The following is a 23,969-nucleotide window of genomic DNA, read 5'->3' on the forward strand; positions in this document are numbered from 1 at the left end:
CGCTCTTTTCCACCCCTATTTCATCTCTACTATTTTTATAGTAACATCCATCTACTAAGAAAATAGTAGACAACCCTTTTTGTTGCCGGAGAAGACAATGTCCATAAAAAAAATTTCATCAGCTCAAGCTCAGGAGCGCATCCTTACTGAGGTAGAGCTTGAATTAATGACTATTATTTGGAGCCTTGAAAAGGTAACCATCAAAGAAGTAGTGGCACAACTGTCGGCAGAAAGACCTTTAGCTTATACCACTGTAGCAACGGTTATTAAGGTGCTTGAGCAAAAAGGTTTTCTCGAATGTCAAAAAAGCTCTTATGCCCATGTTTTTGTCCCCTTGGTTACCAAGTCTGACTATGAAAGTACTTGTATCGATCACATCGTTGCCAATGTCTTTGATGGCGAACCTGTTGCGCTTGTGCAAAGGCTTTTGAGTGCTAATAAACTGCAACAGGGTGATATTCAAATGATAGAAGAAGCGCTGAAACAATTAAGTGTTGCTGAGGAGCTCTGATGCTATTTATAGAAATTTTACTGAGCATTCATTGCTTGCTCTTGGCGAGTTCGTGGCTCATAAGTCGCCCTTGGTGGGTAAAACAACCGACTTTTAAACTGAAATTAGCACGCCTCTTATTAATCAGTTGTGTGGTTTCACCTTTGTTAGTGCATTGCCTTAGCCTTAATCCAACACCCAAGCAACTTCACTATATATCTCTTGATGTGCTGCAAAACTATGCGAGTCAACCGATTTTAAAAGGGGAGCCGGCAAGCTTATCCCCAAGTTCTGCACCCGAGTTTACTCTGAGTTCTATTAGTTATAGTCAGCTTTCTTATCTGATCTTTGCTTTGCTCATCGCCTTTCGTGCTTACCAGCTATTATCGGGTTTAGCTAGGTTGCGCCTAATGCTCAATGAGGCCATTCCTTATCGAAGCTCGGGCAAGTTGCTGATCAAAGTTTCTCATCGCTGCCATATCCCTTTTTCCATTTATTTATTCAATAAGGCTTATATCCTACTGCCTGTTTCCCTATTGTCTTCTCCCAGGAATGTGAAGATTGCGATTGCTCATGAAGGACAACACCATCGCAATGGGGATTGTCTCTGGGCTTATTTTATTGAAGCCCTGCGCCTCATTTTTTGGGGAAATCCTGCTGTCAAACGATGGCAGCGTGTTTTAAGTGAATTACAAGAATTTTCATGTGATGAAGTATTGGTTGGCCAGCCAAAAATTTCGGCGCATGACTATGGCCACTGTCTGTTTCAGGTTGTCCAGACAGTTTCTCAAAGTTCTCTACCATCAAACCGAGGGTTTGCATGCACGGTGGGTATGGCATTGAACAATGAAAATGAAGACCGTACTTTTATTATCAGGAGAATTTCTATGTTATCAACCTATCCAGGCAAAGTCTCTAAGCCCTTGTTTCTAGGGATGGCCTTTGCGGGGTTTGCAATTGTAGCGCCAATCTGTGTTGCTTATTCGGCTACTGGCTTATTAACCAGTCCGCAAGCAAAGGCAGTCGATATCTCTCACCTAAATCCTAAATTACAGGCTATTGCTGAGAAGGAAATTAGCGCGGCTGTTAATCGATATCATGCAAAATCGGGAGTGATTGCCATTGCTGATCCAAGTACTGGCAAGATCATTGCCTTTGCTGAATCCGCTAAGAATAGTTGGCGGTCACGAGTATTTTCACCGGCCTCTACTATAAAGCCCTTTATTGCTGCTGCGGCAATTGATTCGGGTCATAGTTCTGCGACAAAGACCTATGATTGTCGTTCACCCTATTACGTTGAGGGTAAGGCTTTTACAAACTACGATAGCGATCTTAGCTCTGCCTCATTAACAGAGGCTGTCGCAAAGTCGATTAATGTTTGTCTTATTAAGGTTTCGCAAGAGACTGGTGCCGCCGTTATTCGTAAAAAATTAACTGACTTTGGCTTTGACATGACTAGCTGGCAGGCGAAGCAAAATCAAGATTTACAGCTGGCTGAGGTGGCTCTTGGCGAGAATATACCGGTTACAGTAGAAACCCTGACAAAGTCCTATGCCATCCTTGCCAATAAAGGGCGCTTGTTTGATGCACAAGCAGGCTCTGCTGTTTCAGCGGCAACCACGGAATCCGTGACTTCTATGTTGGAACAGGCCGTAAAAAATGGTACTGGAAAACTTGCTGCTCTTCCTGGGGTTGCTGTCGCGGGTAAGACAGGAACCATAGTTGATTCTCAGGATAATCGTTTTGCCTTATTTGCTGGTTATGCACCTGCTGCGGCGCCACGTTATGTCATGCTGGTAATCATTGAGAATGGCTCCTTAAATAAAGGTTATCAGACCCTAACTAGTGGCGGCGATTTAGCGGCTCCAGTCTTTCGTCAGGTTGCAATGAATGGTGGGTTGAAATGATGGTAAATAAAACATTTATCGCCTTAGGCTTATTATTTTGCACGAGCACCTGGGCTGAAGGCACCTGCTTTCTAGCCAAGGAAAATCAAACCCTGTTAAAACAGGAAGGTAAGGATTGCGAGCAGCGCTATGCGCCGCAATCAACCTTTAAAATCGCCTTGAGTCTTATGGGCTTTGACTCTGGGATATTAAAAGACGAATCGCATCCTCTATGGCCTTATAAAAAGGGCTATGAGTTCTATTTTAATGTACAGCAATACCCCAAAGATCCCCATTCCTGGATAAGAGATTCCTGTGTTTGGTATTCGCAGGTTTTGACTCAAGACTTGGGTATGGAACGGTTTAAGGCCTATGTTGATGCCTTTCACTATGGTAATCAGGATGTCTCCGGCGACAAGGGCAAAAATAATGGTCTAACCCGTGCCTGGCTTTCAAGTTCGCTGGCCATTTCGCCAATGGAACAAATCCAGTTTATCCAACAAATCGTCAATAAGAAGCTAGCGCTAAGCCCAAAGGCTTTCACTATGACTAAAAAAATCCTCTATATCCAGGAGTTATTTGGCGGTTGGAAACTCTATGGAAAAACAGGCTCGGGTCAACAACAGGGATGGTTCGTCGGTTGGATTGAGAAGGATGGCCGTGTGATTGCCTTTGCAGACCATATGACTGAGCGCAAAGAGAGCAAGGTTCCTGCAAGTTTCAGGGCTAAAAATGATGCGCTGACGCAATTGTATTTTCTCATTAATGACTTGGAAAAAAATGCTTGACCCTATTGTTGCTATAGACCTTACCTTAGGTAATTAAGGAGGAAGCACGATGACCCAATGGTTCGTAAAAGACTTAAGTAAACTAACCGGTGTATCGGTGCAGACTCTGCACCATTATGACCGCATAGAATTGCTCAAGCCCTCATTGCGGCTAACCAATGGCTATCGTGTTTACTCTGAAAAGGATTTATTGAAATTACAACAGATTATTGCTTTGAAGTTTTTTGGTTTTGAACTGTCACAAATTAAAACCCTACTCTCTGGGGAAAGCGGTGCCTTACAGCATTTTAACAGCCAGGTTGAGGTATTAGAACAAAAAGCAAAGGCTTTGCTTGAGGGAGCGAAAACCTTGAGAAGCATTATCGGCTCTGTTAATGACAATCAATCCATACCTTGGAAAACCATTATTCAACTTATAGAGGTTTATAGAATGACAGAGAATCTTGAGCATGGCTGGGTTAAAGAAATATTTACCCCCGATGAGTTAAAACAATATGCCGCCTTTGAAAAAGAGATGAAAGCGAAGGCAACTCCTGAACAAAAAGCCGCTTTTGAGGAAAATTGGCAGCTGTTGTTGAATGAGTTGAAAGCGAATAGCAAGCAGGATCCTAAGTCAACGATTGGTATTCAATACGGGAAAAAATACATGGCTTGGGTGAATGGAATCTATGGTAAAAAATACGCCCATCTAAGGACTAAAAAATGGGAAAAAGGATTCGGAGAAGGAAAGGGGCTTGCTGAGGTTGGTTTAACACCAGAGCTTATCTCTTGGCTAAAAGAAGCGACCCATGCTTACTGGAGAGACAGGTTATATGGAATTCTTGAACAAGTAGGTAAATCACCTTCTTCTATTTTGTTGGTACGTTGGAACGAGGCCTTAGACGAGATGTATGGTGATGAGGTTTCGCGCAAAACTGCGGTTTATGAATTGATTTTAGAGGATGAGGAAGTCAGTTTAGATGCTAAAGCTTGGGTTAGAAGCCTTTTAGATTCTTAGAGTGATGCATAGGTACCTACACAAGTGACTGTAATAGACACACGTCATCCAGAGCGTAGCGAAGGATCTCCGGGATTAGCACGGTGCCACATTCAGGAGATCCTTCGCTACGCTCTGGATGACCTAATGTTGAGACAAGGAGGGACATTTGTGTAGATACCTATGGGGCGGCTCTAACTACAAAAATATTTCTCATTAACAATCCAAAAGTTAATCCCTAAAAGGCATGAAACCATCCCAAGCCTGATTTACAGTGATGAAAATTCAAACTACCATTGATTTATGTCACATAAATCAATGAGGTCTATTCATGGTGAAAGGTGGTTCTAGGCCTGGAGCAGGGAGGCCAAAGGGTGGGCGCTATGGTGAGTCAACAAAACAAATAAGGGTACCTATTTCTCGGGTGGAAGAGGTCTTCGCCTTTCTTGATAAGCCTATGTTGGCAAAATTACCCCTCTATGCAAGCTCGGTTCGTGCAGGCTTTCCCTCGCCTGCTGATGATTATATCGAGATGCATATTGATTTAAATGAACATCTTATTCAGCATCAGGCAAGCACCTTTATCGTGCGGGCTTCTGGCGATTCCATGACCGGCGCTGGTATTCAGTCCGGTGATTTACTGATTGTCGATAGAAGTTTGACGCCCACCCATGGAAAAATTGTTATAGCGGCGGTTAATGGTGAACTCACAGTAAAACGGTTGAGTTCGACTCAGGGGCGAATCCAGTTATTACCTGATAACGAGCGCTATCCACCCATTGATATTAGTGAAGACCTCGAGATGGTGATTTGGGGCGTTGTAACCTTTGTTATTCATCAGGCGGATTAATCATGTTTGCCCTTATTGACTGTAATAATTTTTACGCCAGCTGTGAGCGCTTATTCAGACCCGATTTGCGTGATAAACCTATTTGCATCTTATCGAATAACGACGGTTGCGTGATTGCCCGTTCGAATGAGGCGAAAGCACTAGGCATTAAAATGGGGGAGCCTTTTTTTAAGGTGAAAGCCCTATGCAAACAACACAAGGTACAGGTCTTTTCTTCAAATTACACACTCTATGGCGATTTATCACATCGCGTGATGTCGGTGATTCAAGAGTCTTGGGATGCGGTTGAGGTCTATTCCATTGATGAAGCCTTCCTGGATTTAAGTTCTTTGCCTGTGCCCTTACAAGAATCCTTTTGTATTCAGCTGCAAAAAAAGATCCTTAAATATACGGGGATACCTACCTCTATTGGTATAGGGCCTACCAAGACTCTTGCGAAAGTGGCTAATCATATTTCTAAGAAAGAATTAAAAATACCTGTTTTTAATGTGACGAATCAACGTGAATGGCTCAAAAAAATTGCTGTTGGCGATGTCTGGGGTATTGGACGTCAGTGGCATAAGAAATTAGTGGGGCAGGGGATTTTTACTGCTTTTGACTTAGCGCAAATGAATGCGCATCTGCTTAAAAAACAGTACAACGTCGTATTAATGCGCACCGCTATGGAATTACAAGGGAAGTCTTGCGCTGGCCCTGCAATAGACGAACCAAAGCAATCAATCATGTCATCTAAATCCTTTGGTGGCTTGCAAAGGGATTATGAACCGATTGCTGAAGCGATTAGCTCGCATTGCGCCAGGGCTTGGGAAAAATTAAGGCGACAAGGCCTGCTTGCCCATGCCCTTTTTGTGTTCGTGCAAACCAACGGTTTTCGCGACGATTTGCCGCAATACTGTAAGAGTGTGCATTTTAAATTAATCAATGCTACAGATGATTTATGCTTACTGACTAAGGTCGCAAAGTTGTGTTTAAAAAAACTGTTTCGCCAAGGTTATCAATACAAAAAGGTTGGGGTCTGTTTAGAGGATTTAAGCGCAAGAAATCCTCAGCAACTGGATATCTTTCATCAACCTGCGCAAGAGGTTTTATTGACTAAAGAAAAAATGATGCGGGTCATTGAGGAAATTAATCATAAATACGGCAGTCAAACCATTCGACTTGCTGCAGAAGGGTACTCTAAGCCTTGGGCAATGCGCGCGGAATTAAAATCACCGGCTTACACGACGCGCTGGTCGGATTTGGCAATTGTTAAAAATCAGACTTAGAAACCCTCATAGTAATAGGTCTCCCCGTCACCCTAACATACACTGCCATTAAGTTAAGGGTAGTTTTGTCATTCCCGCGAAGGCGGGAAACTATTTCTAGCTAAGCACAGTGCCAATGTAGAGATGGTTTCCCGCCTTCGCGGGAATGACAAATTCTCTTAACTTAATGGCAGTGACCCTAACATAGCCCGTCATGCCGAACATAGTGAGGGATCTCCGGGATTAGCACTGTTCTACACATCAGGAGATGTCTCTCTGCGTTCGACATGACGTACGCCTTTGGGAGCATAGCGAAGGATCTCCGAGACTAGCACAATGCCGCATTCAGGAGATCCTTCGCTATGCTCAGGATGGCAGAAGGGGAGTGACCTATTATCCCTCATCCTCTGCGGTTTTTCCCTTTACCCCTCAGGGGAGAAGGTGCCTAAAGGGCGGAAGGGGTTTCCCTTAATTATCTAAAATAATACGATAACGTGCCTTCCCTGCTCGTAAATGATCAAGCGCCTGATTAACATCCTTCATCGCAAAATGCTCTGTAATAGGTTGGATATTATGGCGAACACAAAACTCGAGCATATCCTGAGTGGTTGCAGGGCTTCCTAGCGGTGAGCCGGATAAACTGTGTTGGCCAAAGATAAGCGAAAACGCTGAAATAGGCATAGGATCCGGTATCGCGCCTACATTATGTAAGCGCCCGCGAGGAGCCAGTAGATTCATATACTCTGTCCAATTAAGATTTGCATTGGCTGTATTCAGGATAAAATCAAATTGCCCGGCTAATTTCTGAAAGGCCTTATAGTCGTTGCTGGTAACCACATAATGGGCTCCCATTTTCTTCGCTTCGGCTTCTTTGGATGCTGTAGAGGAGAATGCGGTGACTTCACATCCCCATTTATTGAGGAATTGCAGCGCCATGTGACCAAGCCCACCAATACCAATAACGCCTACACGATGAGTGGGACGCACGTCAAATTGCACTATGGGATTAAATACAGTAATACCACCACAGAGTAAGGGGCCGGCATCAGCAGCATTCAACTTTTCAGGCAAGGGAAGAGCCCATAAGGCATCGCAACGGACTATATCAGCAAACCCGCCATGTCTTCCTATAATTGTTGATTCTGCTGTTGTACAAAGATTATGGTCGCCGTGAAGACAGCTATGACAATACATGCAACTGCCGCTATACCAGCCAAGACCAACCCGCTGACCGATTTTGAGCGTTTTAACCTGTTCTCCCATTGCCATAACAGTACCTACCACCTCATGCCCAGGCACAACAGGATAACTACTAAGACCCCATTCATTCTCAATCATCGATAAATCTGAGTGGCAAATGCCGCAGAACTCTACCTTAATATCTACCTGATCTGGGCCTAATTCTCCCAGGGTAAATTCAAAAGGTGTAAGAGGGCTGGATTTTTTATTGGCCGCATAAGCGTGAACTTTGGTCATTGAAATCATCCTTGAATATAGTAACTATGTTTAATTTAGTTCATAAGAATCATTTGAGCAACTAGGCAGCGATGATGCACTCCTTTGTAGGGGGCAAAAAAATGTAATCTCATAAAAGACTCGAAATCCCGCGTCTTGGCCGTGGGATCTGCCAGTGGCACTAGCTTGAAGACCCCGCGGTCAAGCCGCGGGGATTCGGAGTGGATTAAAGGTTTTTATTTATTGCAACGTACAAAGGATGCGGTCACTAAAATAAGCATGAGGAAGATAATTGATCAATATGGTACTATGTTGCGTTTTTAGTTTTTAAAATTAACGGTTGATCATTCATGTTGCAAACAATTATCTTAAACCCTTCAAGCACGCATCAAGACATTGAGCAAGTTAAACAAAAAATTTTAGGAATACCCACTGAGAAAACAAGCGTTGAATTTATTCTAGAAAGTCAGAACAACATTGCTGTATTTGAAACGCTTTTTCCTGCCTTAGCGTCCCATATTGGTACTGTGGCGGTAAGGATTAAAGACATCAAGCAACAAAGCGCTAATGACCTGCGAGCGGGTTTTTCTGGACTCAAAAATAGCTTTGTTAATTCAGTGGATTTAAACCTGAATAAATTGATCAGGAAAACTGGCGCAGAACTGCAGCAAGCTTTTAGCGGTTTTATAGGCAGTTCGGTCACTGCAGTGACCTTAAGCTGGAATGATTTGGGCAAAAAAAGTGGTGCAGGCTTGCAGCAAGCCTTTAGCGGATTTATAGGTACTCCCGTTAGATCCGTGGCTTTAAGCTGGAATAAATTTGACAAAAAAACGGGTGAAGAACTGGGGCAAGCCCTTAGCGGATTTATAGGTAGCCGCGTTACCTCAGTCGATCTAAGCAATAATGATTTTTGGCAAAAAAATGGTATAGAACTGCATCAAGCTTTTAAGGGATTTATAGGAACCTTAGTTAATTCCGTGGATTTAGGCTGGAATAAATTTAGTGAGAAAACTGGTGCGGAGCTGCAACAAGCTTTTAGCGGATTTATAGAGACCTCTGTGAGATCAGTGGTCTTAAGCTGGAATGGCTTTGGCAGAAAAAGTGGTGAAGAACTACAACAGGCCTTGAGCGGATTTAAAGGAAGTTTAGTTAATTCAGTGGATCTAAGCTGGAATTGTCTTTGGAAAATAAGTGGTGCAGAACTGCAGCAGGCGTTTAGCGGATTTATAGATAGCTGCGTTACCTCGTTGAATTTAAGCAGCAATAGCTTTGGTGTCAAAAGTAGTGCAGAACTACAGCAAGCCTTCTTCAACTTACCAGCAACTATTCGTGAGCTTGATTTAAGTAATAACGGGTTGGGTAATAAAAGTCCCGAAGAGCTGGTCTCCATTATTTCCGCAATTCCTCCAACAGTGACTTATATCAACTTAGGTGGTAATAATCTTTTTCAAAACAAAACACCAGAAGCCAGGGATGCTCTGCTTAAGGCTCTATCCCCTTATAATAGTCATGGGCGTTTAAATCTAGATAGGAATGGAGAGCGCACTGCTGTTAGAGCGGCTTCATTACTGATTGATCTGGTCCGCCAAGAAAAAGTATCTGTAGATATAGCGAATGAGATTGCCTCCTGCCTTTATTCAAATCGGCCTTCTTTTTTTAGTGCCAATAAAATAAAAAGCTATCAAAGACAAAGCCAAGAGACTGCTTCAGTGGGTATAACAGTCTATTAAACCGATTAAATTTTGGTAGATACCTCGGCACGATGTTAGAGTGTTATATTCCTCGAAGAACTCTAAACTAGCGATGATCACAATTCAGAATGTTTCTAAGTCGTTTGATGGGAATCTAACTTATGCGCTTAAAAACATTAGTTTCACCATCATTGATGGTGAAACACTGGTATTGGTCGGTACTTCTGGGAGTGGGAAATCAACCTTATTAAAACTGATCATTCAAGCACTACAACCAACATCGGGGATGATATCAATTGATGGGAAGCGTATTGAGGATTACCCGAAAATTCAGTTGCGCCGCTCAATGGGTTTTGTATTTCAACATATTGGCTTATTTCCTCATCTGACTGTAGCCAAAAATATAGCGCTTCCCTTGCAACTGATAAATATTCCTAAAACGCAGCGTATGAGGCGTGTTTATCAATTGTTAGAGCTTGTTAATCTGCAACCCGAACACTATGTTGGGCGCTATCCTGATGAGTTATCAGGGGGTGAACAACAGCGGGTCGGTGTTGCTCGAGCTCTGGCGACCAATCCCAATTATATTTTAATGGATGAACCCTTTGCCGCTTTGGACAACATTACACGCGAAGCAATGCAAAATGAAATTATTGCCTTAAAAAGAAAAATCAATAAAACAATTATTTTCGTCACCCATGATATTAATGAAGCCTTTCGTTTAGCGGATCGCGTAGCCATCTTGCATCAGGGCAGTCTTGAACAAGTTGGCAGTAAAGAAGAGGTAGTCACTTATCCTGCTAGCGATTTTGTTAAGCAATTGCTTAGGGTGGCTAAATGAATAATTATTGGCAATTCTTAAATTCACATTTAGCTGAAATATACACCAAGCTAAGTGAACATATTGCCATCTCTGTTTCAGCTATGCTTCTAGCTATCCTGCTTGGTGTTAGCTTAGGACTGCTAATCAGCTCTTTGCCAAGGTTTAGGCCTGTTATCCTGGGCATGACGAGTCTATTCCAAACGATACCAAGTATTGCCTTATTAGGATTTTTGATTCCCTTTGTAGGGATAGGTTTGCTCCCCACCTTAATTGCTCTCGTTATCTATGCTTTATTACCAATTACTGCCAATACTTATACTGGCTTAAAGGGCGTTTCATCAGACTATTTAGAGGTTGCAAATAGCTTAGGTTTTACCCGTTGGCAACGCTTAGCCCTTATCGAATTTCCGCTTGCGTTGCCCGTTATCATGGCGGGTATTAGAACATCCATGGCCATGACTATTGGTATTACTACAATCGCAGCTTTTATAGGTGCAGGCGGCTTAGGGGATTTTATTACTCAGGGCTTATCATTAAATGATCCTCAGCTCATTTTGTTAGGTGTAATTCCAGTCGCCTTGCTTGCTTTAATCATCGACTATGTCCTTGCAACCCTGACCCTATTGCTATCGCCGCGCAGCCGTTTAAGGTTGCGCCTTAAAAAAACAAAAATAGCGCTGGTCTGTTTTGTCATCAGCAGCTTGCTTTTTTTTGCTACTGACAACTGGATTGCTGCAGCTAAAAACTCCAAAAACCAGATTGTAATTGCGACGAAAGATTTTACGGAACAATACGTATTAGGCTATTTGATGGCTGAGTTAATTGAGGCAAAAACAGATTTACAGGTTGTTAAGAAATTTAATTTTGGAACTACAGCGATTTTACAAAATGCACTAGAAGCAGGGCAAATTGACCTCTATCCCGAATATACCGGCACAGCTTATCTTGTTGTACTTAAAAAAGAGCAAATTAAAAGCTCACAACAAACCTATGATGAGGTTCGCAATCTCTACAAGAAAAATTTTGATTTGATCTGGTTAGCCCCCTTTGGATTTGAGAATTCCGAAGCCTTGGCTGTTAAGGACGAATTTGCCCAGCAACACCATTTGCAGAATCTGAGTGATTTGAGCCTCATTGCCAATGAGCTCATACTCGCCGCGCCAGCAGAATTCCTTAAACGTCCTGATGGCTTACCAGGACTTAGCCAGAAATATCATCTTGGTTTTGCGAAAATCGTACAGATGCAAACAAATCTGGTTTATCAAGCGATTAAGCACGATAAGGTACAAGTTATTGAGGCTTTTACAACGGATGGCAGGGTGCCTGAGTTTCAACTTCGTCTATTAAAGGATGATCAGCATTTTTATCCGCCTTATGATGCTGCTCCGGTTGTCCGCAGCCTTATCCTTAAACAATATCCCCAAGTTGCTTTAGCCTTGGCGCCCTTACTTGGGCGCCTCGATAATAAAACAATGCAAGATTTAAATTATCTGGTCGACGTCAAAAAAATCAGCCCGGAGAAAGTTGCCCATGATTTTTTAGTCAGGCAAAAACTTATCCCAAACTAACTTCGGCAAGGTTTTCCCCTTGCATAGTCCGTTGACTCCCTTAAATGTTTTACTTTCCTTTTGGGAATGAGTTAATCAGTTTTTCTTAAGCATCTTATATCGTTGCTGTATTGGTCGCATTTTTCTCGACAATAGTTACAATCAATCCATCAAGCTCTATCATTTGCCGAGCAATGTCTTCATGGGCTGTCTTGGTTTCAAACGCTAAACTTGCCAATTGCATTCGCTCATCGGGAGAGAGTAGGGTGGAGTTTGACAATTTATCAAGCCAGGCGTCTTTTAGTTGTTGGAATGGAGCAAGCTTTTGTTCTAATGACTTAGCCTTAGTGATAAGCGCATGCATATCATCCAAATCTGTATTTTCCTCTTTGCAACAACTGATTGCTCTGGTAATTGAACCCTTAGCGTCGCTTATTTTTTTTTCAAATTGTTTGTTAAACATTGCAATTTCATGATTTGGTGTGCCTTTATTCCACATGATTTTTTTCCTTATCTCAATGTTATTCGGCGTTGTTGCATATTCTGTAAGCTGGGCTTGTCGCCAAGATAAGAATACCCCCTCACCCTAGCCAGTTAAGGGCATTTGTCATTCCTTAACTTAATGCCTATACGCCTACAGTACTCTTTCCCTAATTATCTTAGCCTTTATAGAAAGTAGTCGTCGTAACATGTTCTTGTTCTAGCTCTGGCTTGTCAAACGCCTTTACGCTTTCTTGAAAGCGTGTTTTATATTTTTGAAAGGCTTGAGCCTTTTTAGATAAATCCCCTTCTTCCAGCGCTAGGTCTTCATATTTGCCATAAGCTTTTTTTCCAGTTTGGACTTCTTCAGCAAGATGATTTGCAGCACTCACCTTCACTTCTTTTGTGCGTCCTGTCTCAGGTTTAATATCTCTAAACTCAACCCAGGCATCTCGCAGAGGGGAGTCAGAGCGCTCATCACGATAGTGTTCAATATCGCTTTTCAGGCCGCGGAGCGACTGAATTGATTCAGAAAGGTTATTTTCTAAATTTTTATATTGTTGGATAAGTTCTTCAACTTGTTTAATTTGAGCATTTACATCCTCATAAAAAGACGCATCATTGCATCCTTTTTCTCTGGCATCTAATTTAAGGGTTTCTAATCTTTCTAATAAGGCTTGGGGATTTTGTAGACTCAACTGTTGCTGATAAGTTTGCAATTCATTGATATTGAAATGCCCGCCTTTATTCAACTCATGGGCAATCTGGGCAAAGGCTTTATGTTTTGAAATTCTATCCTGATTAATATTAGAGAGAGCTAAAGTAAGACTGGTAACTAGGGGCGTTAAGACATCGCCCACTTTTGTAAGTACTTTTTCGGTAAATAACATAGCTCTACTCAAAGCATCATCACCAAGATCATTATTTGCAACTCTATCGATCCTAGCATCAACCTCTTTCTCACGTTCAACACGTTTAGCACCAGAAACATTTTTAAGATGAGCTATCTCCTTTTTTTCTGTGATGTAGGTATCAATATTCTCGGCATAGCTTTCATTTTTGCTAATATCAAAATCATTTGTGGGTTGAAGCGAACTCGCAAGTTGGCTAGTCGCTACTGCAACTTGGGCAAAAGATAAGACCTCTCTACCAACTTGGCTAAAACTAGACCAGAAACTGTTTTCTTCCTCAGGGGGTTTTTCTTTAGTTATCTGGTTTTCTTGCTTACCGCCTTTCTTGTTCACTTCTGGTTTAGAATCGCGATTCTTAGTTGATTTAGTATCCATATTTTCAGTTTCTTTGGGTTTTCCCTTGTCTGAACCTTTCAATGAGCGCTTGATTTCATTTTTGACCTCTTCACCTATTAATGACTTCACTGTTTCACTAAAGAAGCTTTTTATATTATCTAAGGCCTTGCCCGCTTTGTTAATGGGATTTTTAAGTTCATCTATGGTCGTTATGCTATCAACGGCCGTTGTAAAAACATTTTTCCTATAGCGCGTACACTGCTCAGAACTAATTTTTTTATGCTCTTCCAGAATGCCCAAAATTTGGTGAATAGCGAAGGCCTTGGTCTTTACGTCTGCCTGAATGCTTTCGGCGTAGTTTCCCGTACGAGTTAAAATATTCATATTGGGCACTAAGGATTGCAGTGACTCTATTAGAATGCTTGAAATGTCAGGTACTTCTGGTACAGAAATTCCTAACTTATCCAAATAAGGCGCCATTTGCATCAGCATTAATGCATCAGGGTCCTTTCTCACATCGTTGACTACCTGATTGACCCCAGAAATAGCTTCAGTTAGCCCGCTAGTTTTATCCCACATAAGAACACCATATAAAAAATACAGGATATATGCATAATTATAATACAGTGTGGTGTGTTTTTTGTTTGATTGGTCTGAATATTAAAACAGGAATGTAGTAGAGCAGCCCATTAGGAATCCAGTCCTGTCATTGCGAGAAACAACGTGACGAAGCAAACCAGAGTTCGGTGCTTTGAACCTTGGATTGCTTCACTCCATTCGCAATGACGAAGGGTTGTGTTCCTAATGACAGACAGGGGTAACCATTAAGTAGCACTTAACATCAGGGGCGTGGGCTACTAGATTCTGGTTCCTTAGGCTGATCTGCTAGTTCAGTTTGGGTGTCTTTAGGCCCTAAATTATTTCGTTGGGCATCCAGTTCTTCCACTGTATCAACAGGACTACCTATTTGTGTATCAAGATAGAGTCGTTTTATTCTTGATGGATTATTTACCGGAGCAAAATTAATTTCGGCTTCAGATTGTTTCTTAATCTCATGCCATTTAGATTGTGCTGGCTTAGACATAAGGGCCTCGAAAAAATAGGACTTAATGAAAGTATACACCTTTTGTGGTCTTATTTTAACCTAACTGGTTAAAACACGTTGCGGCTCTGTGGTTAAATCTGGCTCTTGCTCTTGTCTCAACTCCGTTAGGTTTGTTTTGTAGGATTGCTGTTGAGGTTGTACTTGGTTGGCTAGAAACTGATTATATCCAGGGTGATTTACTAACATTTGCTCGAAACGTTGAAATTTAGCAGTTATCTTGGCAGTTACCTGCTGTTTACAGGTAGGATCGTCAATTGTATCTTCTAAAAGCTGAAAGATAGCCGGTTTATTTAGCAGCATTTTCTGCCAAAGGCCATACAACTCCGCCATGTTCGCCTCTGTCTTTAACTCTTTGTTGTGAAAATCTTCTGTTTGCCAGTTAGGGGATTCAAAATTTTGTGGATTATGAGGGTTCTCAAGGTCTTCTTGGCTAAACGAATATTGCTCAGCAGCAGTTCCTTTCACATTGAATATCAGAGTAGCAATGGCCCCATCATTGTCAATTTTGACAAAATTTCCTTTAGAATCGACGCCCATACTCTCTACTCTGAGATCTGCCTCTTCCAAGAACATGCTCAAAAATAAAGTAGGCAATACTCCTTTGAATCCATTTTCCTCTAACTTGGCGATTGGTTGGGGATTATTCATATTTGTAAATCCCTCTACCTCTTTGGAAAGAACAATGGCATGTTTTCCATCTTCGCTAAGTAGATACTTGGATTGAGGCAGGTGATTACCAAGGAGCATGCGGTAGGTTTCACTGATAAATACTTCTAATTGAACACGGGGTAATTTGGAAATGTCTTTTTTCTTGGCGTACCATACCGAAGAGTCGTCTCTTGTTTCCGTTACTGTATAAACATCAGAAGACACAAAAGTATTTCCAGTAGAGGAGTAGACTCTTTCCGCATCTCTCATTGCAAAATCAGATGGGTTTGCCTGATAGGGTTTTAAAAGGGTTGGTTGGGGGAGAACACTTTCACGATTTTCAGCAAAGTCCTTAACTGCCTCACGTGCTTTTCTGTTGGTTGAAATAAAGGTTGTTTCGCTTTTCGTTAAATTGTCAGGACTATAAGCATCCAATAGATCATATTGTATCTCGCCCAGTTCACCATTATTTGCTGCCGGATTCTCAGCATCCTCTATGAGCTCTTCGTAGCTCAGAATAACCAAGTTTTGTTCTAACTCAGCTTGAGTAGGATAGAGATTTCTTTCCCTTAGTTCATTTATTATTGTTTCAACATCTTTGCAGCCAGAGGTCAGGACGATTCTACAGTCTGGTCTTAATAAATCTTGGAGGGCTTTTTCAACGTTATTTGGTGGAAAATCCCAGTCAATAATGATGGTTTTCATTGAAAATTTCTCATAGAGGCTACATCTAAAGATTAGCACAGTATGAGCATTTTGATTTTTTAAGCGTCTTTTTGTTTATTATGTATTCACTGATGAGCAGTTGATTATCATCTGGTTGCCAAAACAGGAAGATTATTTGCTGTTAGCTGTTCTTGAAGCCATGATTTGAGGATGTCTAAATCATCCAATCTTGCCTCATAGAGGCTCTCCATTGCGCTTAAATCAATAGATACCCAATTCGACCATGTTGCTGCATCACGAATTACTCCTGATCTTACAGCTGCAAGCTGAGCGCCTTTGTATATCGCATAATCGCTCCCTAATTTAGACAGCGTACTAAACCAGTTTTCGTTCTCGTGGCTTATCCAATTATAAAATTGCTTTGATGCATTAGGTTGGGTACTGAATTTATGTCGAGGCTCAAAAGGTGTATCCGAGCAGTATTCATAAACAACATGCATAGGAAGAAGTTTTTGCGCGCCGCCAACCTTGGTTCGCCAAAGCAGATCTAATTCTTCCCAATTCACTAGCCTTGCATTGGAGCGATTAATCTGGGTATCAAGTGCATCAATGATGGTATTTTCGAAATCAAAATGTTTCTCTATAAATTCTTCACCATTGAGCTGATAGTGAACCCCTTTTTCTTGGACCTGCTTATATTGGCGGTCTAACTCGCTGAATATAGCCTTAGACCCTTCGTTCTGCGCTAAACAATCAAGCATTTTGGTCCATAGATGTTTATCCAGCGCCCAAAGTGCGTATTCAAAACCCGAAATATCTGCAAAGGTTCTACCGGTTCCATCTGTCACAGAACCTCTTTTAATAAGAAGATTGCTGTTTTTTTCTAATAGCTTTTTAACGGTTTCGTGATCGCTATTTACAACAGCCTGTAAGAATCGATCAACCTCCAACATTGGCTGAAATAAAGACCAGTTCTGTGTTGAGGTCGAAGCAAGATTGACTAAATCGGTGATTGATATTTTCTTCTTTATTTCCTGCCGGGTATCAGGGGCTAAGGAAGAAAATAATTCGGTTTTAAGATGCACAAATTATGCCTTTTTTGGTTAATGTTTGATTATATCATACGAGATGTGAGATTTGAGAATGATTGCTAGAAATAGGAGAGGGCAGTTGCAAATTCCACTTCCTGTGGTCAATACATCCTTGTATTGTTTCCCTTTAAGGACTTCACTGTCCCGAAATTTGCAACTTCCAACAATATTAGTATGGCTTAATTCAGGCTGTTCGTCATTAAGACATGTTTGGTAAATCTTGTAAGAAATGTCTTACAAAAAATCAGGTGCTCGTTTTGTTCGAAGACGATATGTCCTCTCTCCCCTTGGGGAGAGAGTTAGAGAGATACTGCGATTAAGTTAAGGAAGGTTCTGTCATTCCCGCGAAGGCGGGAAACTATTTCTAGCTAAGCACAGTGCCAATGTAGAGATGGTTTCCCGCCTTCGCGAGAATGACAAATGCCCTTAACTTAATGGCAGTGAGAGTTAGAGAGAGGGGGAGATGCGGCATAAATTTACTTAAGCCGACGCCATTGATAGGGCACAATCAGCACTATTCCATCCTAGCGTAATCTGTATAACCCTTTTCAGCTCCCCCATAAATAGTAGCTGGATCTGCTGTGTTAAGTGGCAAACCATTGGCAAAACGTTCAGGTAGATCAGGATTTGCAATAAATTTGTTCGCGAAGGAAATTGCATCAGCGCGGCCTTCATTAATTGCTGCCTCAGCTGTTTGTAGATCGTAGCCAGTATTAAGTACCAGCACCCCAGAGAATTGCTGCCTTATTTTCGCTGCTAAGGGTTTGGTTCCATTAAAAGATTGCACTGGTTCAACGAGATGCAACATACCCAGTCCTAACTTTTCCAACTGCTCAACCAGGTATAGATAAGTCGCTTCTGGATTGGAATCACTCATGCCATTGAAGGGGTTATTCGGTGATATACGCACAGAAACTCGTTTTGCTCCCCAAACATCAATAACTGCCTGTGTGAGCTCAAGTAAAAAACGTGCTCGATTAGCCGGGCTGCCACCGTATTCATCGGTTCTTTGATTGGAGCCATCCTCCAGGAATTGCGCTGGCAAATAGCCATTGGCGCCATGAATTTCCACACCATCAAAGCCAGCTTCCTTCGCAAGTATTGCTGACGTCTTAAAATCAGTAACAATGCCTTTAATTTCCTGTAGCTCCAAAGCTCTGGGCTTCACAATATCCTTAAAGCCTGAAGGAGTATAGGATTGTCCTGCAAAGGCAATAGCTGAAGGAGCAACTGGAAGCGCCCCATCGTGAAAGTCTGGATGTGAAACTCTGCCGACATGCCAAAGTTGTAAGTAAATTTGTCCTCCTCGAGCATGCACTTTTTGAGTGACCTTTTTCCAGCCAGCAACCTGTTCCTGGCTATGAATCCCTGGCGTAAAAGAGTATCCAACGCCCTGAGGACTGATCTGAGCTGCTTCAGAAAAAATAAGTCCTGCTGAAGCTCTTTGCCCATAGTATTCGGCCATCAAATCGGTGGGTATTTGTTGGGTAGCGCGTGCGCGAGTCATAGGAGCCATAAAAATTCGATTCTTAAAGGTCTGCTCTCCTTTACTAAGTGGTTCCTCAAGTATTAAGTTCTTCATGGTAGATTTCCTCGTTTTATCTTAATTGCGAATTTCAGGGGACTACCCTAAAATTATATTTGCCGACCAACTAATTTTAAATATAGTTGGTCGGCAAAGTATTTGTCAAGCCTTGGGCTATAAGGAGTTTTAAATGGTTAATATGAAAGGAAAAAGTGAGAAAGAAGACTTTCCCTGCAAAGATGAGGATGTTTTGCGTTTTCCAAATGCAGTCAAAGGGAATGAACTTAGTTATCTGATTTTCCTCCTTGCAAGGACACATCGGGGGATGGCAAGCGAACTCTTGCGGCCTCTTAATCTTTATCCAGGACAAGAACTCTTACTCATGCAGCTCTGGGATCGCAATGGCCAAAGCCAGATAGAGCTCATTTGCCGTCTAGGTTTAGACGCATCAACAGTCACCAAAATGGTGCAACGATTAGAAGCCCAAGGGCATATCACCAGAACCGCTTCCTGCACTGATAAACGAGTCATGCAGGTCAATCTTACTGAAACAGGCGAGAAATTAAGGGCAGAGGTTGAGAAAATGTGGGCCTCGTTAAACTCTGCTGTCACTCAAGTGCTCGATGAGGATGAACAAGAGCAAATGAGTACTCTTTTAAAAAAAATCGTGATAGGTATGCAGGAGCAGAAGAATAGAACAAATGATTGTCTCTTAGATTGTGGTCAAACCAAGCCGCTCAAGTAAATTGGTATTTTGTGAGCTTGTGTTAGAATCGTTTGCTGTCTGGATCTAGCTCTGGAGAATCAATGTTTCCTGATACAACTCAATTAATTTTCTTTCTTAGCGCAACTATTCTTTTAAATTTGACTCCCGGCAGTGATGTTTTGTACGTCGCGAGCCAAAGCATGAATAGTTTTAAACATGGTGTGGTTGCCACAATTGGTATAGCTACAGGGATTGCTATTTATGCCCTTGCCTCGGCCTTAGGCTTGTCCAGTATCCTGCAGCAATCTCCCTTAGTTTTTAATCTAATAAAGCTAGTTGGTGCTTTTTATTTGTTTTATCTTGCATGGCAGGCATTTGGCGCAAAAAACAAAACAATTAGCCCGCATAAACAAGGGGTTTCTGTTTGGAAATCCTATAAAAATGGCGTGCTTACCAATGTATTGAATCCTAAGGTAGGTATTTTCTTTTTAACCTTTTTACCGCAATTTGTAGATATTGAACGTGGGGCAGTATGGTTGCAATTGCTAACCCTGGGCTGCTGTTTTGTGATTTCAGGCACTGTGATTAATTTTCTCTATGTTTTCTTATTTGTCTATTTGAAGGATCGTATTTTTTCTAATGTCAGAGCTCAAAAAATGCTTAACAAATTAACTGCTTTTATTTTTTGTGTCTTGGCGTTGAAGGTTTTAAGTGCCGAGCCTGCTTAAATTTAAAAATTTGGATGTAATAACTAAAGGAGTGGTTTATGAAAGTATCTTTGATCGGGCTTGGCAAAATGGGGACCGTTTTAGCACAACGATTATTGCAGGCTGATTTTGATTTAACTGTATTTAATCGCACAGCAGAAAAAATGCTCCCTTTAATTGAGGCGGGAGCAAAAGGGGCTAAGACCATTGAAGAGACGGTGAGGGATGCTGAGATTGTTATCACTTGTCTTCTTGATGATCAGGCCGTTTTGGAGATAGCAAACAATTTTGCCCCCTTGATGCAGCCTCAAGCGATTCATGTCGGCACTTCAACGATAATGCCTGAAACATCCAAAAAATTAACAGAACTGCATCAACTATATGGCAATACTTACCTTGCTGCTAACGTTTTGGGGGTACCCAAAGCTGCCGCTCGCGGAGAGCTCACCACCATCGTGGCTGGAGCAACTGAAGCCATTGAACAATGCAAGCCCCTATTTGCAGCCTATTCCATAAAAGTAATTCCTGTCGGTTCAGAGCCTTATCAAGCCAATGTTATGAAAATATGCATGAATTACTTTCTTGTAACCGCTATAGAAGCGATGAGTGAACTCTATACCTTCGCCGAGAAAAGCCAGCTTGATACCTCGATGCTCAACACGATGTTTCATTCAATATTTGCCCATCCTGCCTTTCAGCTCTATGTTGATAAAATTAAAGAGCGCAGTTTTGATGATGTGAATTTTGATATGAAAGGGGGCCTTAAAGACATCAGTTTATTTCAACAAGCCTTTGCGCAAAAGGGCGTTGTGCCGGGTATCGCGAATGTGATTAAAGACAAGTTCATTATAGCTATGGCTCATCAGATGGAAAATAAGGACTGGAGCGCTATTGCCGAAATCACGCGCTTGCAGGCGAATCTTAAATGAAACCTTGATTACATAACTGACGTTAAGTTACTGTGTTTCAACAAAGGTCTTAAAATTATTTAAGATGCTTTGCCATCCCTGTTGCTGCTGTTCAATTGGATAATGCGACTCAGCGTCAAAGGTTACACGAACAGTTACAGAGTCCTCCGAAGCCTTGCTAAATTCGACCTCTACATTACGATCGCCTAAGGAATACTCAATTAACTGGTTTTCTACGATTTTTGTATAAGTTCCTGCGAAATCGAAACCCATGCTGCCATTCTTTGCTTCCATGCGTGAAGAAAAGCTACCGCCCACGCGTAAATCTACCTTGGCGGTAGTCGTATGCCAATCGTCTGATGCAGCATTCCATTGTTTAATGTCCTCGGCTGTTGTATAGGCTCGCCACACTTTTTCTATGGGTGCCAGGATGGTGGCTTCAACACTAATTTTCATGAGTTTTCTTTCCTTTTTTCATTGATTAACCAATACATCACTAAGGCCGCACGTTGGGTTTGCATCCCTAGTGATTGAATATCCAAGGTTTCCTTATCCGAATGAGCTCCAGTACCTATTGGTCCCAAGCCTGCTAATGAAGCAGACATCCTTGCCGCAATAAATGAAATGTCTCCTGCTCCTCTAACCCCTGGATCGAGCGCTTTAACTTCTCCATAGCCCAAAGCAACACTTGCCTGACTGTATTTTTTTAGCAGAGTTAAATTCTCCGAAGCAGGTGGCATGGCAGGAATGCCAGCTTGAAAAGCGATAGTTGCTTTTGTGCCAGCTAAATGCGAGTTAACAATAGTAGACATTGCTCCCTTGGCCTTATCTTCCTGCTCTTTACTAAGAAAGCGCAAATCGCCTTTGGCTAAGGCCGATTTTGCAATGACATTTCCCTTACCAAAGGCCAGGCCATGGGCATTTTTCTCATCGTAATTCAGGTCGGTTCCCCCAAGTATAATTCCTGGATTAATCGATAAATAACGTTCTTGTGAAAGCTGTTTACGCACCGTATCAAGAATTCGCACTAACTCATAAATGGCGCCATAGCCAATTTCTGGTTGAAAGATTTGCGAAGAATGGGCTTCATTTCCTTCAGTTTTGATTTCCCAACTGCTAATGCCTCTGCGGGCAATGGTTGCTGTATCTTTGGTAAAGGCCCACTCGAAATCTAAGGCGATATCACTTTGTTCAGCCGCAGCAAATAAGGGTTTTCTGGAAATTGAGGTGGGTTTACCGGAATCTTCTTCATCCCCAGTTAAGATCACGGTGATATTAGCATCAGCTAAGGCATCTATTGCCTGCAAGGCCTTTAGGGCATAGAGAATGACAAGATCTCCTCCCTTATCATCAATAATTCCGGGTCCAGATGCATAGTTTCCCTGCTGCTCGAACCTTTGGAAGGCTCCGTCTGCAGGGAAAACAGTATCAAGATGCCCAATAAGCAGTAGTCTTGTTCCCTTGCGCCCAGGGTGTTCGGCGATCAAGGTCCCAGCCCTGTGCATCTCAGCCGGCTCCTCTTGCCAACGCACCTTAAAACCGAGTGCTTCAAACTGCGGGCGCAAAAGCTCTCCTACCTGATGAACCCCACTGAGATTAGATGTACCGCTATTTATATTGACTAATTTTTCTAATAAGGAAAGTTGCTCTTGTTGGTGGCTAGAAACAAAATGGCTAATCTGAGCTACATAGGGTTGCTCAGTTGCCTTCAATGTTGGGGAAAATAATAAGCTGGCTCCAAGGAAAAAGAGAGGTCTTAATTTTCTTTCTATCTGCATAGTTCTACTCCCTATTCTTGATTTGCTAACCAATCTTCAAAGGTTAGGGCAAAACGAAAATGATCCTGCCAAATGCCATAGATTTTCAAATAGCGAGGAGAAAAGCCCTCTTTTAAAAAGCCATTTCTTGTTGCCAATTGGATAGATGAGGTATTGCCTGGTTGAATATTTGCTTCAATCCGATGTAAGTCTAAAGAAGTAAAGATCTCGCGAAGAACAAGCTTTAATGCCTGACTCATTAACCCTTTGCCAGCATAATCTATCGATGCGTAATAGCCTAAATAGGCACTTTTAAAGACACCTCGCATAATACCGCTGATATTAAAGACCCCAATAATCTGTTGCTTGTCATTCCAGGCAAGATAATACTGCTCTGTCTCTAGTTTGCTTTTCTTTAAGTAGGTTTGGAATTCTTCAGAAGAGCAGGGAGCCGCTATAAAAGGAAAATGCAAATCGCGGCTAGTTTGCATTGTAGAAATAAATACATCCTCATCCGCAGCGGAAGGTTCACGAAGTCTAATCATTTTTCAGCCAAGGTTTAAATTGTGAAACTTAGCTTAATGCGGTTATAAGAAATTTGAAACTGCTAGCATAGGAATATACCCAAGTAACATCAAGATGCATGTTTTCTGCCGCCCTGGGATATAGCTTTCAATACCTCAGATATCACTAAGTTCTATAATTACTAGTAAGGACAAATAGAAAGGAATGCTCAAAATGGACCGATCGAAGTTTTTAGGCAAAGTGCTTGGCCTCTACCTTATCCTTATCAGCCTCGCCATGTTGATAAACATGACTCAGTTTGCAGCCTACATACAAATTTTAATAAGCAATGCGCCACTAATGTTGGTTACAGGCTGTTTTACCCTGATCCTCGGATTGCTTATTGTTGTAAGTCACAATATTTGGAAGTGGAATTGGCAGGTTGTGGTAACAATTATCGGTTGGCTCATTTTGTTGAAAGGTATAAGCATAATTTTTTATCCAGCGGTTATTGATAAGTTAACAATCTTGTTTGTGCAAAACACAAAATTTGCCTACCTATCAGCTGGAATCGATTTAATTCTTGGTGTTTTGCTTAGTTATTTTGGATTTAAGCGTTAATTCCAAGCGCTCAAGAAGAGGAGGGAAAGCTAATGAACAGGCTACCACTAATTGTTGCAGGTATCGTATTTAGCATAGTTGCTTTGATACATCTTTTACGTCTGATTTATAGCTGGACGATCGTTGTTGCAGGTTATGTTATTCCAATGTGGTTTAGCGCTCTTGGGCTGTTTGTAGCGACTTCTCTAGCACTCTGGATGTTTAGAGCTACAATTAAAAAACATTAAATATGCATAATCGAGGAGCCTTAGATG

At 41.8% G+C, this 23,969-nt stretch carries 24 protein-coding genes; 14 read left to right on the top strand and 10 right to left on the bottom strand.

Annotation, left to right across the window (positions count from 1 at the left end):
- The first annotated feature begins 97 nt into the window (after positions 1-97).
- The 6 genes from BN1094_RS04185 (at position 98) to BN1094_RS04210 (ending at position 6,255) form a co-directional block, all read left to right on the top strand.
- Positions 98-511, top strand: coding sequence for a BlaI/MecI/CopY family transcriptional regulator (locus BN1094_RS04185; protein ID WP_043873089.1), 414 nt, complete (start codon positions 98-100; stop codon positions 509-511).
- A complete protein-coding gene (locus BN1094_RS04190) occupies positions 511-2,397 on the top strand; it encodes a M56 family metallopeptidase (protein WP_043873090.1) in 1,887 nt (628 codons plus the stop codon). The genes BN1094_RS04185 and BN1094_RS04190 overlap by 1 nt, the downstream gene beginning before the upstream one ends.
- Positions 2,394-3,164 (top strand): class D beta-lactamase, encoded by a 771-nt coding sequence (blaOXA, locus tag BN1094_RS04195; protein WP_043873091.1) that lies wholly within the window; start codon positions 2,394-2,396, stop codon positions 3,162-3,164. The genes BN1094_RS04190 and blaOXA overlap by 4 nt, the downstream gene beginning before the upstream one ends.
- Before the next feature lie 49 nt (positions 3,165-3,213).
- Positions 3,214-4,161 carry a MerR family transcriptional regulator gene (locus BN1094_RS04200; protein WP_043873092.1) on the top strand — a complete coding sequence of 316 codons (948 nt, stop codon included), beginning with the start codon at positions 3,214-3,216 and terminating at the stop codon, positions 4,159-4,161.
- A 310-nt stretch (positions 4,162-4,471) separates the two neighbouring features.
- Positions 4,472-4,990 carry a LexA family protein gene (locus tag BN1094_RS04205; RefSeq protein WP_043873093.1) on the top strand — a complete coding sequence of 173 codons (519 nt, stop codon included), beginning with the start codon at positions 4,472-4,474 and terminating at the stop codon, positions 4,988-4,990.
- Positions 4,991-4,992: 2 nt separating this feature from the next.
- The gene (locus BN1094_RS04210) at positions 4,993-6,255 is read left to right on the top strand and encodes a Y-family DNA polymerase (protein WP_043873094.1); all 1,263 of its coding nucleotides are present in this window, start codon (positions 4,993-4,995) and stop codon (positions 6,253-6,255) included.
- Positions 6,256-6,702: 447 nt separating this feature from the next.
- Here BN1094_RS04210 and ahr read toward each other — a convergent pair whose 3' ends face one another.
- Positions 6,703-7,710, bottom strand: coding sequence for an NADPH-dependent aldehyde reductase Ahr (gene ahr / locus BN1094_RS04215; RefSeq protein WP_043873095.1), 1,008 nt, complete (start codon positions 7,708-7,710; stop codon positions 6,703-6,705).
- A gap of 329 nt (positions 7,711-8,039) precedes the next feature.
- Here ahr and BN1094_RS18720 point away from each other — a divergent pair, with 329 nt between their 5' ends.
- The 3 genes from BN1094_RS18720 (at position 8,040) to BN1094_RS04230 (ending at position 11,771) form a co-directional block, all read left to right on the top strand.
- Entirely contained in the window at positions 8,040-9,419 is a 1,380-nt protein-coding gene (locus BN1094_RS18720; RefSeq protein WP_052403127.1) for a leucine-rich repeat domain-containing protein, read from the top strand.
- Between the two features lie 73 nt (positions 9,420-9,492).
- On the top strand, positions 9,493-10,221 hold the full coding sequence (locus tag BN1094_RS04225) for an ATP-binding cassette domain-containing protein (RefSeq protein WP_043873096.1): 729 nt from the start codon (positions 9,493-9,495) through the stop codon (positions 10,219-10,221).
- The gene (locus tag BN1094_RS04230) at positions 10,218-11,771 is read left to right on the top strand and encodes a glycine betaine ABC transporter substrate-binding protein (RefSeq protein WP_043873097.1); all 1,554 of its coding nucleotides are present in this window, start codon (positions 10,218-10,220) and stop codon (positions 11,769-11,771) included. The genes BN1094_RS04225 and BN1094_RS04230 overlap by 4 nt, the downstream gene beginning before the upstream one ends.
- A 94-nt stretch (positions 11,772-11,865) precedes the next feature.
- On the opposite strand, the gene BN1094_RS04235 is transcribed toward BN1094_RS04230, so the two are convergent.
- The 6 genes from BN1094_RS04235 to BN1094_RS04260 form a co-directional block, all read right to left on the bottom strand.
- Positions 11,866-12,249, bottom strand: coding sequence for a hypothetical protein (locus BN1094_RS04235; RefSeq protein WP_043873098.1), 384 nt, complete (start codon positions 12,247-12,249; stop codon positions 11,866-11,868).
- A gap of 160 nt (positions 12,250-12,409) precedes the next feature.
- Positions 12,410-14,056: a hypothetical protein gene (locus tag BN1094_RS04240; protein ID WP_043873099.1), complete on the bottom strand. Its 1,647-nt coding sequence runs from the start codon at positions 14,054-14,056 to the stop codon at positions 12,410-12,412.
- Positions 14,057-14,318: 262 nt separating this feature from the next.
- On the bottom strand, positions 14,319-14,561 hold the full coding sequence (locus BN1094_RS04245) for a hypothetical protein (protein WP_043873100.1): 243 nt from the start codon (positions 14,559-14,561) through the stop codon (positions 14,319-14,321).
- A 60-nt stretch (positions 14,562-14,621) separates the two neighbouring features.
- On the bottom strand, positions 14,622-15,935 hold the full coding sequence (locus BN1094_RS04250; protein ID WP_043873101.1) for a hypothetical protein: 1,314 nt from the start codon (positions 15,933-15,935) through the stop codon (positions 14,622-14,624).
- A 107-nt stretch (positions 15,936-16,042) separates the two neighbouring features.
- The gene (locus BN1094_RS04255) at positions 16,043-16,981 is read right to left on the bottom strand and encodes a hypothetical protein (protein ID WP_043873102.1); all 939 of its coding nucleotides are present in this window, start codon (positions 16,979-16,981) and stop codon (positions 16,043-16,045) included.
- Between the two features lie 520 nt (positions 16,982-17,501).
- Positions 17,502-18,569: an alkene reductase gene (locus BN1094_RS04260; protein WP_043873103.1), complete on the bottom strand. Its 1,068-nt coding sequence runs from the start codon at positions 18,567-18,569 to the stop codon at positions 17,502-17,504.
- Positions 18,570-18,702: 133 nt separating this feature from the next.
- Here BN1094_RS04260 and BN1094_RS04265 point away from each other — a divergent pair, with 133 nt between their 5' ends.
- The 3 genes from BN1094_RS04265 (at position 18,703) to BN1094_RS04275 (ending at position 20,854) form a co-directional block, all read left to right on the top strand.
- Positions 18,703-19,257: a MarR family winged helix-turn-helix transcriptional regulator gene (locus tag BN1094_RS04265; RefSeq protein WP_052403128.1), complete on the top strand. Its 555-nt coding sequence runs from the start codon at positions 18,703-18,705 to the stop codon at positions 19,255-19,257.
- A gap of 62 nt (positions 19,258-19,319) precedes the next feature.
- Positions 19,320-19,946 (top strand): LysE family translocator, encoded by a 627-nt coding sequence (locus BN1094_RS04270; protein WP_043873104.1) that lies wholly within the window; start codon positions 19,320-19,322, stop codon positions 19,944-19,946.
- A gap of 38 nt (positions 19,947-19,984) precedes the next feature.
- Complete coding sequence (locus BN1094_RS04275) at positions 19,985-20,854, top strand: NAD(P)-dependent oxidoreductase (RefSeq protein ID WP_043873105.1); 870 nt, start codon at positions 19,985-19,987, stop codon at positions 20,852-20,854.
- Positions 20,855-20,881: 27 nt separating this feature from the next.
- Here BN1094_RS04275 and BN1094_RS04280 read toward each other — a convergent pair whose 3' ends face one another.
- Genes BN1094_RS04280 through BN1094_RS04290 form a run of 3 tightly spaced genes read right to left on the bottom strand, consistent with a single transcriptional unit; the run spans position 20,882 to position 23,135 of the window.
- A complete protein-coding gene (locus BN1094_RS04280) occupies positions 20,882-21,289 on the bottom strand; it encodes an SRPBCC family protein (protein ID WP_043873106.1) in 408 nt (135 codons plus the stop codon).
- Positions 21,286-22,611 carry a M20/M25/M40 family metallo-hydrolase gene (locus BN1094_RS04285; protein ID WP_052403129.1) on the bottom strand — a complete coding sequence of 442 codons (1,326 nt, stop codon included), beginning with the start codon at positions 22,609-22,611 and terminating at the stop codon, positions 21,286-21,288. Before BN1094_RS04285 ends, BN1094_RS04280 begins: the two co-directional genes overlap by 4 nt.
- An 11-nt stretch (positions 22,612-22,622) precedes the next feature.
- Positions 22,623-23,135 (bottom strand): GNAT family N-acetyltransferase, encoded by a 513-nt coding sequence (locus tag BN1094_RS04290; protein ID WP_043873107.1) that lies wholly within the window; start codon positions 23,133-23,135, stop codon positions 22,623-22,625.
- Between the two features lie 193 nt (positions 23,136-23,328).
- On the opposite strand from BN1094_RS04290, the gene BN1094_RS04295 reads away from it, so the two are divergent.
- Positions 23,329-23,715, top strand: coding sequence for a hypothetical protein (locus tag BN1094_RS04295; protein WP_043873108.1), 387 nt, complete (start codon positions 23,329-23,331; stop codon positions 23,713-23,715).
- Positions 23,716-23,747: 32 nt separating this feature from the next.
- Complete coding sequence (locus BN1094_RS04300) at positions 23,748-23,942, top strand: hypothetical protein (protein WP_043873109.1); 195 nt, start codon at positions 23,748-23,750, stop codon at positions 23,940-23,942.
- The last annotated feature ends 27 nt before the right edge of the window (positions 23,943-23,969 follow it).

The organism is Legionella massiliensis (assembly GCF_000756815.1).
GTDB classification, from domain to species: domain Bacteria; phylum Pseudomonadota; class Gammaproteobacteria; order Legionellales; family Legionellaceae; genus Tatlockia; species Tatlockia massiliensis.